This is a genomic window from Phyllobacterium ifriqiyense, from assembly GCF_030817885.1.
Taxonomy (GTDB): domain Bacteria; phylum Pseudomonadota; class Alphaproteobacteria; order Rhizobiales; family Rhizobiaceae; genus Phyllobacterium; species Phyllobacterium ifriqiyense.
In genome coordinates, this window is record NZ_JAUSZT010000003.1 from 2,713,046 (window position 1) to 2,725,677 (window position 12,632).

A 12,632-nucleotide genomic window follows, 5' to 3' on the forward strand; every position below is an offset into this window, starting at 1 on the left:
TTTATAATAGCCTAACCTTTAGACAGGATCATGCTGCTTCGCAAGGCAATCCACGCCTTTCTCTGATCAGTTTTCGACCTTTAATAACTAAGGCCTCTAGCCTTTCGGTTTGGCAAAGGGTAACGCAGATTGATTGATCGGAGAGAATTGTGCCTGCCAAGACTGACGACAATAAACTGCGGGTAGCTGCTGTCATCGTGGCAGCAGGACGCGGCGAACGCGCTGGCCAAAGCGTCGAAGGTCCCAAGCAATATCGCAGGATCGGCGGCGAAGCCGTGCTGATGCATACGGTTCGAGCTTTTCTTGGCTGTCCCATGATCGATCAAATTGTCGTGGTCATTCACAAAGAGGATGGCGCACTGTTTGCCCAGGCGTTGGGCGATATCGCCGATAAAGTGAAGGCTGTTACCGGCGGCCCAACGCGACAGGAATCAACCCGTCTTGGTTTATTGGCTTTGGACAATGCGGGAATCGATCACGTACTCATTCACGATGGCGTGCGGCCTTTCATAGCTGCAGATTTGCTCGAGCGCGTTATCTTTAATCTTACTCCTCATATCGGTGTCCTGCCGGTACTGGCGGTGTCCGATACATTGAAGGCTGCCGGCCCCGATGCAATGGTGAGTGCAACGGTTCCTCGTGCAGGCCTATATGCAGCACAAACCCCTCAAGCTTTCCCCTACCAGCCCATTCTTGATGCCCATAATGCAGCTTATGCCGCCGGACGCTCTGACTTTACAGATGATTCCGCTATCGCCGAATGGCACAGTCTGCCCGTGCGCATAGTCGAAGGGTCCGCTGATAATACAAAGCTCACCTGGGCAAAGGATATTGAAATGGCCGATGATCGTCTGTCGCAAAAGCAATTCTCCTTCCCGGACGTGCGCACCGGCAATGGATATGACGTTCATGCATTCGAACCGGGCGACGGTGTCTGGTTGGCTGGCGTGTTCATCCCGCACGACAGGAAGCTTTCGGGGCATTCAGACGCCGATGTCGCCCTGCATGCTCTAACTGATGCCCTGCTGGCGACGCGTGGCGCCGGAGATATCGGGACGCACTTCCCGCCCTCTGATCCCCAGTGGAAGGGCGCCGCTTCCCACATCTTCGTTGAACATGCAGTGAAGATTGTGAAAGAGGCTGGCGGAAGGATCGCCAATGCGGATATTACCTTAATCTGCGAGGCACCCAAGGTTGGGCCCCACCGCGAAGCTATGACCGCAGCTTTGGCAAAAATGCTGGGCATTACGCCGGATCGTATCTCTATAAAAGCGACGACAAATGAAAAACTCGGTTTTATCGGACGCGAGGAAGGGATAGCCGCAATAGCAACTGCCTCGGTCATATATCCTGGCGGACTACCTGAATGAGCACACTTATTGCAGAAACCAAGGCAATAGCATTGCTTGAAGCGTGCCGGCGCGAGGGTATCCTGCTGGTTACCGCCGAATCCTGCACTGGCGGTCTGATCGCCGCTTCGCTGACAGATATTGGCGGCTCTTCCGATGTTGTCGACAGAGGCTTCGTTACCTACTCTAACGAAGCCAAACATGACATGCTGGGCGTTCCTATGGAAATGATCGAGAAATACGGCGCTGTCTCAAAGGAAGTGGCGTTGGCAATGGCCACGGGTGCGCTTGCCCACTCCCGCGCAGCAATTGCGCTTTCTGTCACCGGCATTGCGGGCCCCGGCGGCGGGTCGAAGGAAAAGCCGGTCGGACTTGTGTGGTTTGGACTGGCACTGAAGGGTCAGGAGCCCGTTGCCGCACACCACCTGTTTGAAGATAAGGGACGGGCCTCAATTCGCATGGCCGCGGTCAATACTGCGCTAGATATGGCACTTTCGGCACTTGAAACTAAGTCCGCTTGACCCTCAGCGCCATACCAATCGATTTGGGAGTAACCGGCTCGAAACCAAATTTTTCGTAGAGATATTTAGCGGGACCATCGGCAATCAAACTGCAATAGGCACCATCCGGTGCATTGTTTTGCACATAGTCCACCAGATTTTCCACGATGATCTTGCCTAGCCCCTTGCCCTGGTGCTCCGGATCGACTGCAATATCAACGACCTGATAGAAACAGCCTTTGTCGCCGACAATCCGGCCCATTCCAACTGCTTGGCCTTGATATCGAATGATCGCGGCGTGAATGGTGTTCGGTAGTCCGATTTCGGCAGCTTCCCTGCCCTTCGGACTTAACCCCGAGATTATTCGAAGACGAAGATAGTCATCCACGGATGGCGTTTCGACACAAAGCTGATATTCGGTGTTTTCGTCCTGCACGGGCAAACTCTTCTCAAGCAATTGGCGATTTGCCGTCGACACCGTAAATGGCATCCGCACGCTTTTCAAACGCCTCGGTAAACTTCCGGAACGCAATATCGAACATCGAGCCCATCAGAAATCCGAGCGTACGGCTTTTGAACTCATAATCGATATAGAATTTCACTGTCGATCGCTCAGGATTTGCATCCGGAACGAACTGCCAGCGATTATCGAGATAGCGGAATGGACCATCAATATATTTGGTTTCGATGATGTTTTCTTCGCGCTTCAGCAAAACCTGACTGGTGAAGGTTTCACGGATAAGCTTGTAGCCGACTGTCATATCCGCAATCAGCAGCACCTTGCCGTCTCGTTCTTTGCGCGAGCGTACTTTCAAGCTTTCGCACATGGGCAAAAACTGCGGGTAGCTTTCCACATCGGCAACAAGGTCGAACATCTGCTCTGCGCGGTGGGCGACAGGTCGGGTCGTGTCAAACTTCGGCATTTGTCAGGCGCGGCTTGCGTGCAGCGCCTCGCGCGCAGCTTTCAATCTGGCAAAATCTTCGCCCGCATGGTGCGAGGAACGTGTGAGCGGGCTCGAGGCAACAACAAGAAAGCCCTTGGTCTTGGCGATAGTGGCGTAAGACTTGAACTCGTCAGGCGTGACATAGTTGAGCACAGCGTGATGTTTGCGCGTTGGTTGGAGATATTGGCCAATCGTCATGAAATCCACATCCGCAGAGCGAAGATCATCCATAAGTTGCAAAACTTCGTTCCGCTCTTCGCCCAACCCAACCATGATACCGGATTTAGTGAAGATGGTGGGATCGATTTCCTTGACGCGCTGCAACAACCTTATGGAATGGAAATATCGCGCACCCGGACGAACCTTCAGATAATTCGAAGGCACAGTTTCAAGATTATGGTTGAAGACGTCTGGACGGGCAGCAACAACGATTTCCAGTGCGCCGGGCTTGCGCAGGAAGTCGGGGGTCAGAATTTCAATGGTCGTGCCGGGAGAAATGCGGCGAATGGCCAGGATGACATCGGCAAAATGCTGCGCCCCGCCATCGGCCAGATCATCACGATCAACAGATGTAATCACGACGTGTTGCAGACCCATTTTCAGGACTGCTTTGCCAACATTCTCCGGCTCTTCAGGGTCCAGCGCCTTCGGCAGGCCAGTTGCGACATTACAGAATGCACAAGCACGCGTGCAGATCTCGCCCATGATCATGAAGGTCGCGTGCTTCTTATCCCAGCATTCACCAATATTCGGACAGCCGGCCTCTTCACAAACCGTGACAAGGTTATGGGAACGCACAATATCGCGGGTTTCGGAGTATCCCTTCGATACGGGCGCTTTTACACGTATCCAATCAGGCTTCTTGAGAAGCTCCGTGTCCGGGCGGTTAGCCTTTTCCGGATGGCGCAAGCGCCTTTTTTGATCGATGGTGTCGAGTACCGTTACCATTAGAATATCCTAATTTGCGGCTTTGGCTTTACCAAAGACCCACAGGATGAGAATTGCGCCAACTGTCGCAACGATCAGATTTCCAAAGAATCCATAGAAATTGAAATTCACCAGACCTGCCAGCGTCCCGCCAACAAAGGAACCGGCGATGCCAACCAGAATATTGGTGAAAAGCCCATGATTGCGGCTCATCGCCTTCTCGGCAATATAGCCAGCAAGGAAGCCGATAAGCAGCATGCCGAAGAAACCGACTTCGGGCATACCCATTATTCCGACTGGCTGATCCATCTCTTCGTTCCCTTTTAGCGTCCAGACGCCATGGCAATGGCGCGAAATACCAAGGCCCATATAGCACCGAAAAGAAACCCGCCCAAGCCAAAGGCAAAAGTTACCATCCAAACTCCGGTCCAGCCAGTAATTGCCAAACCGTTGACTGATATGGTGTTGCCTGAAACCAGACTCAAGGCAGCAGGCACAAACCCCAGCACGATGCCGATCAGGGTCGACCATTTTAGGATCAACCATGAAAAGCTGATCCACGGCCTGCTGTCTTTGATGACTACCAGCTTCGGTTCCTTTCCTGTCGCATCAACTATCAGGCGTTAAGCACGCGCCCATAAGCATCCAGCACACTTTCCTTCATCATTTCCGACAAGGTCGGATGCGGGAATACCGTATGCATGAGTTCTTCTTCCGTCGTCTCCAGATTCATGGCAACGACAAAGCCCTGTATCAGTTCAGTCACCTCTGCACCAACCATATGAGCGCCGATCAGCTGGCCAGTCTTCTTATCAAAGATGGTCTTTACCAAACCCTGATCCTCACCAAGAGCAATGGCCTTGCCATTTGCAGCAAACTGGAACCGGCCCACGCGGATTTCACGGCCGCCTTCCTTGGCCTTGGCTTCGGTCAGACCGACAGACGCGACCTGCGGGTGGCAGTAAGTGCAGCCAGGAATCTTGTCTTTTTCCATTGGATGCACCCCGGGGACATTTGCTATCTTCTCAACGCAGATAACGCCCTCATGCTCGGCCTTGTGCGCCAGCATGGGGGGGCCAGCCACATCCCCAATGGCATAAATGCCCGGAACATTGGTCCTGCCATAACCATCAATGACCACACAGCCGCGATCTGTCTTCACGCCGAGCGCTTCAAGCCCAAGATTTTCGATATTGCCTTGAACGCCCACAGCTGAAATCAAACGGTCGGCAGTAATTTTCTCAACTTTGCCATCCTTGGTTTCGACATGGGCTGTGATGGAATTGGCCGCTTTCTCAACCTTGGTTACCTTGGCCTCCGTGATGATCTTCATACCCTGCTTTTCGAATTGCTTGCGGGCAATGGCGGATATTTCCGCGTCTTCCACAGGCATGACATTTGGCAGAAGCTCGACGACTGTGACTTCCGCCCCCATGGTGCGATAGAATGATGCGAATTCGATACCAATCGCACCCGAGCCCATGACTACAAGGGACTTAGGCATTTCCGGCGGGATCATGGCTTCGAAATATGTCCAGATCAACTTGCCATCCGGTTCGATACCTGGCAGTGCACGAGGGCGCGCGCCGGTGGCGAGAATAATATGCTTGGCAGTATAAGTGCCCTCGCCCTGCGCGTTCTTCGGAACCGGATTTTGGGGCTCCATGGGCTTCTTTGAAGTCTTTGTGACGACGATCTCACCAGGCTTCGAAAGCTTTGCTTCGCCCCAGATCACATCAACCTTGTTCTTCTTCATCAGGAAGCCGATGCCGGCATTCAGGCGGGCGGAGACGCCGCGCGAACGCTGCACAACAGCCTTGATATCGGCGGAAATCTTGCCTTCAATAGTAAGACCGTAGTCCTTGGCATGCTGGCCGTAATGGAAAATCTCCGCTGAACGCAGCAATGCTTTGGTCGGTATGCAGCCCCAGTTGAGACATATGCCGCCCAGATGCTCCCGCTCGACAATAGCGGTCTTAAGGCCAAGCTGCGCGGAACGAATTGCGGTCACATAGCCGCCAGGGCCAGAACCAATGATGATCACGTCGTAATTATTGGCCAAGACCATTATCCTCCTGAATTAAAGATCGAGTATGTCTCGAACGATGGGTGCAACGGCCTTGCCGATTGCCCGGGTATTTTCTGCATCAAGATGTACGCCATCAAGCGGTGACGTTTTCACAACGGATCCGGCATCAAAGAAAGCGCAACCGGCAATATCTGCGGCATCACGATAAAACGCAGCAAGCAAGCGCGACTGCTCAATGCCCTGCTCGAAGGTCAGCCGGAATTCCGGCCCTTCCGTTTCGCCCAATGCGGGCGGCGACATGACAAGTATCTGCGGTGGATGGGCATTGAACTGGTATGGCGCTGTGCGGACGATCTCAATCAGCCGCTGCATGCCTCGTTTTGCACCCTGCGCATTGCCGCAGATAAATGCTTTCATATCATTTGTGCCAAGCATGATAATGATCAGATCGAGAGGGAAATGGGTGCCAAGAACGGTGGTCAATGTCTTGGCACCATTCCTTTGAAATCCTGACAGATGATCATCATAGGCAGTCGTGCGACCGTTCAAACCGTCCGCGACGACATTGACGCCCGCTCCAAGCTCTGCCTGAAGCGCATTTGGCCAACGATCAGCCAGTGCATGGCGACCCGATCCTCCCGGGATATATCCCCAGGTCAGTGAGTCGCCATAGCAGAGGACTGTTTTCATATCTTTTCTCAGACCAGCATGCCCATCGGGTTTTCAATGTGCCGCTTGAAAGCCTGAGCGAGTTCTGCCCCAAGGGCCCCGTCAACCGCACGATGATCGGTTGAAAGCGTAACGGACATTACCGTAGCAACCTTGATCTCACCTTTTTTCACCACAGCACGTTCTTCGCCTGCCCCAATGGCAAGGATGGTCGCATGTGGAGGGTTGATGATCGCCGCAAAATCCTTCACGCCGAACATGCCGAGGTTGGAGACTGCTGTCGTGCCGCCCTGATATTCCTCGGGCTTTAGCTTGCGATCACGCGCGCGCTTGGCCAAGTCTTTCATTTCATTGGAAATGGTCGATAGGGCTTTCTCTTCTGCCTTGCGGATGATTGGTGTGATCAATCCACCGGGGATGGAGACAGCCACACCCACATCGGAATGCTTGTGCTTGACCATATTGCTTTCGGTCCAGGAAACATTGGCTTCCGGTACATCGCGCAAGGCCAAAGCCATCGCCTTGATGATGAAATCATTGACCGAGAGCTTGTAGACCGGAACATCGCCCTTGTCGGTCTTGCGCATTGGTGCAGCAAGATTGATCTGCTGGCGTAGGGCCAGAAGGGCATCCAACTCGCAATCGACAGTTAGGTAGAAGTGAGGAACCGTCGATTTTGCCTCGAGAAGACGCTTGGCGATTGTTTTACGCATGCCGTCATGCGGTACAAGCTCGTAAGAGCCTTCGGCAAACAGCTTAAGCACAGCGTCATCAGACATCGGCTTGGGCGCGGATGCAGCAGTAGCTGGCGCTGCAGCGGCAGGCGCAGCCGACTTGGCACCGCCTCCGGCAATAGCGGCTTCAACGTCTTTCTTTATAACGCGGCCATGCGGTCCAGTGCCCGTAACCGCGACAAGATCAATCCCTGCATCCTTGGCTATGCGGCGCGCAAGCGGCGATGAAAATGGACGATCGCCCGCCTTGGCATCAACAGCAGGTGCTTCCTGCTTTGGCGCTTCTGCCTTGGCCGGTTCTGATTTGGGTGCATCGGCTTTGGGGGCTTCTGCGGCTGGCTCAGCCTTCTTCTCTTCTTTTGCTTCTGCTTTGGCAGGAGCAGCATCGCCACCGCCTTGGGCAGCAGCGCCAACATCCTCGCCATCAGCCGCAAGAATAGCAATCAAGGCATTGACCTTGACGCCTTCAGTGCCTGCCGGAACGACGATTTTGGCAACGGTACCTTCGTCAACGGCTTCAACTTCCATTGTTGCCTTATCGGTTTCGATCTCGGCAATAACATCGCCGGGACCAACCTTATCGCCTTCTTTGACGAGCCATTTGGCAAGGTTGCCCTCTTCCATCGTAGGAGAAAGCGCCGGCATGGTGATATTGATCGGCATATCGGTTTCCTCCCCTTATGCTGTGTAGGTCACAGCTTTGACGGCGTCGATAATTTCCTGAATGTTTGGCAGCGCCAGCTTTTCCAGATTGGCAGCATAAGGCATTGGAACATCCTTGCCCGCAATCGTCAGGATTGGAGCATCTAGATAATCAAAGGCCTGCTGCATAACGCGGGTGGCAATTTCCGTACCAACTGAAGACTGCGGATAGCCCTCCTCAATGGTCACAAGGCGACCTGTCTTCTTCACAGATTCAACCACTGTTGGAATATCCATTGGGCGGATTGTGCGCAGATCAATGATTTCCGCATCAATACCCATCTTGGCAAGCTCGACTTCAGCCTTCACCGTATAGTTCATGCCGATGCCAAACGAGACGAGCGTAACGTCCTTACCCTTCTTGTGGATACGGGCCTTGCCGATTGGCAGTACGAAATCATCAAGCTTCGGCACGTCGAAGGAATGACCGTAGAGGATTTCGTTCTCAAGGAAGATCACCGGATTAGGATCGCGGATTGCAGCCTTGAGCAGGCCTTTTGCATCGGCAGCCGAATAAGGCATAACGACCTTCAGACCGGGAATGTGGCTATACCATGCAGCGTAACATTGCGAATGCTGGGCCGCCACGCGTGAGGCTGCACCGCTTGGGCCACGGAAAACCATCGGCGCACCCATCTGACCACCAGACATATAGAGCGTCTTGGCAGCAGAGTTGAGTATCTGGTCGATTGCCTGCATGGCAAAGTTGAATGTCATGAATTCAACGATAGGACGCAGGCCGGTCATCGCAGCGCCGACGCCAACACCGGCAAAGCCATGCTCCGTGATTGGCGTATCGACAACGCGGCGCGGACCAAATTCATCAAGCAGGCCTTGAGTGATCTTATAGGCACCCTGATATTCAGCGACTTCCTCGCCCATGACAAACACCGAGTCGTCGCGGCGCATTTCTTCAGCCATCGCATCGCGCAAAGCTTCACGAACGGTCGTCGAAACCATTTCGGTGCCTGCCGGAATATCGGGATCAGCGGCAACTTCAGTTTTCGGCGCAGCAGGAACGCTGGTCTTTTCAGGAGCAGTCTCTTGCTTGGGAGCTTCCGGCTCAGCCTGTGCTGGCGCAGCTTCTGCCTTGGCGGAAGCATCTGCCTTGGGCGCTGCGGCATCATCAGCGCTTTCGCCATCACCAAGCAGCACGGCGATCACGGTGTTCACCTTTACACCGTCAGTACCTTCGGCGACAAGAATCTTGCCGATTGTACCTTCGTCAACAGCTTCGACCTCCATCGTCGCCTTGTCGGTTTCGATTTCGGCGAGAATGTCACCGGACGTGACCTTATCGCCTTCTTTCTTCAGCCATTTGGACAGCTTGCCCTCTTCCATAGTTGGCGAGAGTGCTGGCATCAAAATATCTACAGGCATGATCGCGCCTCCCTTAGAGCAAAATGTCGGTGTAGAGCTCGGATGCATCCGGCTCCGGATCGGACTGCGCAAAATCAGCTGCATCTGCAACGATATCGCGAACGTCCTTATCGATCTTCTTCAGATCGTCCTCTGTGGACCATCCTTTTTCGATCAATCGGTTCTTCACCTGCTCAATTGGGTCATGATCGGAGCGCATCTTCTGCACTTCGTCCTTCGAACGGTATTTGGCCGGATCCGACATGGAGTGACCACGATACCGGTATGTCTGCATCTCAAGGATCATCGGGCCTTTGCCGGAACGGGCCCAGGCTGTTGCTTCCTCGCCCGCAGCGTTAACGGCACGAACATCCATACCATCAACCTGAATACCGGGAATATTGAACGAGAGACCACGCTTGGAGAAGTCAGTTTCGGCAGATGCACGAGAAACCGAGGTGCCCATCGCATAGCGATTGTTTTCAATGATGTAGACGACAGGAAGCTTCCATAGCGATGCCATGTTGAAGCTTTCATAAACCTGGCCCTGATTGGCGGCGCCGTCGCCGAAATAGGCAAGCGAGACATTGCCATTGTCGCGGTAGCGATTGGCGAATGCCAGACCTGTACCGAGCGAAACCTGTGCACCAACGATACCGTGACCGCCGTAGAAATGCTTCTCCTTGGAGAACATATGCATCGAGCCGCCCTTGCCCTTCGAAAGACCGCCTCGTCGTCCAGTCAGTTCAGCCATCACGCCCCGCGGACTCATGCCGCAAGCGAGCATGTGACCATGGTCACGATAACCGGTGATATTCTGGTCACCTTCCTTGAGCGACATTTGCATGCCTGTGACGACCGCTTCCTGTCCGATATAAAGGTGACAGAAGCCGCCGATAAAGCCCATGCCATAGAGTTGACCAGCCTTCTCTTCGAAGCGGCGGATCAACAACATCTGCCGGTAGGCTTCCAGCTCTTGCTCTTTGGTGAATTCGATTGGTTTTGGTGCTTTAGCAGCAGAAGTCTGCGCGGAACGCGCAGGGCTTTTTTTCGCCCTCGTGGCCATATCTCACTCCCTGTGACTTGGTCGCAAGAGAATAGCAGCAGAGACAGAACTTACAATACGCAGAATCGAATAAGTGCTATGCAAATAAGACGTTCAAAATACACAACAAAATAGCTATTAACCGGATATCAGTTAATAGCTAAATCTCCGGAACCACGCATTATCGTGACCTCATCCGGACGGGAAACGTTCAGTGCTTTGCGAGCTTGCTCGTCCAGCATATCCTTCTCAATTGTCCCATCATGCATAAGTTTAACCTGTCGTTCAAGCTCCTTGCGATTCTCGACGACAGCAGCAAGCTGAGCCTGAAGCAGCTGGGTTCGCTCCTGCAGTTTAATGGTGGAATAAAGACCATATTCGCCGTGATAGGCATGGAAGCCGAAATAGGCGAAAAACAGGGTGGCGAGCAGCGGAACAATTAAGCGCCCCCGCCTGGTTTTACGTCTCTGTTTTGTCCACATTGTCTTATCCGGATCGCTACGGAATCAGGTCACGATGGCCTGATTTGTCACACACTCATAAAACAGTGTTTTGCTTAACAGGCGATTACCAGCCACCTCAAAACCATGTTACGAAGTCCGGGCATCTTTTGACAAACATCTAATAGCGCCGGTATGAGCATTCGAAACATCAGCGCAATTGCTTTGCTGGTACTGGCAGCTCCGCTCGCCATAATAGCACTAATAACAACACCAAATGAGTACACGGCGATGGGGCAATCCGGTGTGGATTGTGACGGGCCATTTGGGGTTCTCGTTTTCGCGCTGGCGGCTCTTGTTGTCTATGCACTGGGTATTGGCATTTTCGCGATATCCGCATTTCCGAAGTCGCCAGCATTGAGAATCCTGATAGCCGCATCCAGCCTGATTATTTGCGGTGCGCTTGGCATTCAGATCGCCTTGAGCATTCATGAGCTTCAAACTGATGCGCATCAGGAAACATGCGGCAGCGGACTCTAATCCGCCCAAAAAAAATGGCGGACCTGAGCCCGCCATTTAAATTCGATAGGTTCAAATATTAGATGAAGCGGAAAATGCCGCGGCCCGCATAGCTGGCCTGCGGACCAAGCTCTTCTTCAATACGGATCAACTGGTTGTACTTCGCGATCCGGTCGGAACGTGACAGCGATCCGGTCTTGATCTGTCCGCAATTGGTAGCAACTGCAAGATCCGCAATGGTTGAATCTTCGGTTTCGCCAGAACGATGCGACATCACAGATGTATAGCCAGCGCGATGGGCCGTTTCCACAGCGTCAAAAGTTTCAGACAATGTGCCAATCTGGTTGACCTTGACGAGGATCGAGTTGGCAACACCCATCTTGATGCCATCACGAAGACGGGCCGAGTTGGTCACGAAAAGATCGTCGCCGACGAGCTGGCATTTCTTTCCAACAAGATCAGTGAGGTGCTTCCAGCCTTCCCAATCATCTTCCGACATGCCGTCTTCGACCGTTATGATGGGATAATTGCCAACGAGCTGAGCGAGATATTCAGCTTGCGCCTTCGGGTTACGGCTCTGGTTATCGCCTTCGTATACGTAGTTTCCGCCTTTGAAGAACTCAGTGGCGGCACAATCAAGACCGATCGCGATTTCTTCACCTGGCTTGTATCCAGCTTTTTCAATCGACTCCATGATGAAATCGAGCGCTTCTTCAGCAGACTTCAAATCTGGAGCAAAGCCGCCTTCATCGCCGACATTTGTGCTATGGCCCGCATCCTTGAGGCGCTTCTTCAGCGTGTGAAACACTTCCGAACCATAACGCACGGCTTCTGCCAAAGATGACGCGCCGACTGGCAGGATCATAAATTCCTGAAAGTCGATTGGGTTGTCGGCATGGGCGCCGCCATTGATGATGTTCATCATGGGCACTGGCAGGACATGAGCGTTTGGACCGCCGAGGTAGCGATAAAGCGGCAGGCCCGATGCCTCAGCGGCGGCCTTGGCAACAGCGAGCGAAACGCCGAGAATGGCATTGGCACCAAGACGGCTCTTGTTCGGCGTGCCATCAAGTTCAATCATGGTCTGATCGATATGGATCTGGTTTTCTGCTTCTAGACCGCCAATCGCGTCAAACAGTTCGCCATTCACTGCGTCAACAGCTTTTTGAACGCCCTTGCCGAGATAACGGGTTCCGCCGTCGCGCAACTCAACAGCTTCATGTGCGCCAGTCGATGCGCCCGAAGGTACAGCAGCGCGGCCCATGGAACCATCTTCGAGGATGACATCGACTTCCACAGTCGGGTTACCGCGACTATCCAGAATTTCACGGCCAATAATATCGACAATCGCAGTCATGGGATTTCCTTTTGAAAACGTGGGACAGCATAAGCTGGCCCCTGAATAGCGAATGAAG

Annotated in this window: 14 protein-coding genes; 3 read left to right on the forward strand and 11 right to left on the reverse strand. The window is 53.3% G+C overall.

From position 1 onward, the window contains the following. Nucleotides 1-149 precede the first annotated feature (149 nt). Both QFZ34_RS20920 and QFZ34_RS20925 read left to right on the forward strand, forming a co-directional pair. On the forward strand, nucleotides 150-1,370 hold the full coding sequence (locus tag QFZ34_RS20920) for a bifunctional 2-C-methyl-D-erythritol 4-phosphate cytidylyltransferase/2-C-methyl-D-erythritol 2,4-cyclodiphosphate synthase (RefSeq protein WP_307285089.1): 1,221 nt from the start codon (nucleotides 150-152) through the stop codon (nucleotides 1,368-1,370). Next, complete coding sequence (locus QFZ34_RS20925; RefSeq protein ID WP_115053053.1) at nucleotides 1,367-1,870, forward strand: CinA family protein; 504 nt, start codon at nucleotides 1,367-1,369, stop codon at nucleotides 1,868-1,870. Before QFZ34_RS20920 ends, QFZ34_RS20925 begins: the two co-directional genes overlap by 4 nt. Here the strand turns inward: QFZ34_RS20925 and QFZ34_RS20930 are convergent. From QFZ34_RS20930 to QFZ34_RS20980, 10 genes are all read right to left on the reverse strand, one after another. Continuing rightward, the gene (locus QFZ34_RS20930) at nucleotides 1,857-2,285 is read right to left on the reverse strand and encodes a GNAT family N-acetyltransferase (RefSeq protein WP_115053302.1); all 429 of its coding nucleotides are present in this window, start codon (nucleotides 2,283-2,285) and stop codon (nucleotides 1,857-1,859) included. The two genes, QFZ34_RS20925 and QFZ34_RS20930, sit on opposite strands and share 14 nt — an antisense overlap. A gap of 13 nt (nucleotides 2,286-2,298) precedes the next feature. Further along, nucleotides 2,299-2,772, reverse strand: a complete 474-nt coding sequence (locus QFZ34_RS20935) for a type II toxin-antitoxin system RatA family toxin (RefSeq protein ID WP_115053052.1) — start codon at nucleotides 2,770-2,772, stop codon at nucleotides 2,299-2,301. 3 nt (nucleotides 2,773-2,775) lie between these two features. Then, on the reverse strand, nucleotides 2,776-3,741 hold the full coding sequence (gene lipA / locus QFZ34_RS20940) for a lipoyl synthase (protein ID WP_115053051.1): 966 nt from the start codon (nucleotides 3,739-3,741) through the stop codon (nucleotides 2,776-2,778). A 9-nt stretch (nucleotides 3,742-3,750) separates the two neighbouring features. Further along, nucleotides 3,751-4,029, reverse strand: coding sequence for a GlsB/YeaQ/YmgE family stress response membrane protein (locus QFZ34_RS20945; protein WP_115053050.1), 279 nt, complete (start codon nucleotides 4,027-4,029; stop codon nucleotides 3,751-3,753). Between the two features lie 307 nt (nucleotides 4,030-4,336). Next, nucleotides 4,337-5,782 carry a dihydrolipoyl dehydrogenase gene (gene lpdA / locus QFZ34_RS20955; protein WP_115053300.1) on the reverse strand — a complete coding sequence of 482 codons (1,446 nt, stop codon included), beginning with the start codon at nucleotides 5,780-5,782 and terminating at the stop codon, nucleotides 4,337-4,339. Between the two features lie 18 nt (nucleotides 5,783-5,800). Next, on the reverse strand, nucleotides 5,801-6,439 hold the full coding sequence (locus QFZ34_RS20960; RefSeq protein ID WP_115053049.1) for an SGNH/GDSL hydrolase family protein: 639 nt from the start codon (nucleotides 6,437-6,439) through the stop codon (nucleotides 5,801-5,803). 8 nt (nucleotides 6,440-6,447) lie between these two features. Next, on the reverse strand, nucleotides 6,448-7,815 hold the full coding sequence (locus QFZ34_RS20965; RefSeq protein ID WP_307285102.1) for a pyruvate dehydrogenase complex dihydrolipoamide acetyltransferase: 1,368 nt from the start codon (nucleotides 7,813-7,815) through the stop codon (nucleotides 6,448-6,450). Nucleotides 7,816-7,830: 15 nt separating this feature from the next. Next, nucleotides 7,831-9,234, reverse strand: a complete 1,404-nt coding sequence (locus tag QFZ34_RS20970; protein ID WP_115053047.1) for a pyruvate dehydrogenase complex E1 component subunit beta — start codon at nucleotides 9,232-9,234, stop codon at nucleotides 7,831-7,833. Between the two features lie 13 nt (nucleotides 9,235-9,247). After that, entirely contained in the window at nucleotides 9,248-10,279 is a 1,032-nt protein-coding gene (gene pdhA, locus QFZ34_RS20975; protein ID WP_115053046.1) for a pyruvate dehydrogenase (acetyl-transferring) E1 component subunit alpha, read from the reverse strand. Nucleotides 10,280-10,407: 128 nt separating this feature from the next. Next, complete coding sequence (locus tag QFZ34_RS20980; RefSeq protein ID WP_115053045.1) at nucleotides 10,408-10,740, reverse strand: FtsB family cell division protein; 333 nt, start codon at nucleotides 10,738-10,740, stop codon at nucleotides 10,408-10,410. A 153-nt stretch (nucleotides 10,741-10,893) separates the two neighbouring features. On the opposite strand from QFZ34_RS20980, the gene QFZ34_RS20985 reads away from it, so the two are divergent. Next, nucleotides 10,894-11,238 carry a hypothetical protein gene (locus QFZ34_RS20985; protein ID WP_307285107.1) on the forward strand — a complete coding sequence of 115 codons (345 nt, stop codon included), beginning with the start codon at nucleotides 10,894-10,896 and terminating at the stop codon, nucleotides 11,236-11,238. A 58-nt stretch (nucleotides 11,239-11,296) separates the two neighbouring features. Here QFZ34_RS20985 and eno read toward each other — a convergent pair whose 3' ends face one another. Then, the gene (gene eno / locus QFZ34_RS20990; protein ID WP_307285110.1) at nucleotides 11,297-12,574 is read right to left on the reverse strand and encodes a phosphopyruvate hydratase; all 1,278 of its coding nucleotides are present in this window, start codon (nucleotides 12,572-12,574) and stop codon (nucleotides 11,297-11,299) included. Nucleotides 12,575-12,632: the final 58 nt, after the last annotated feature.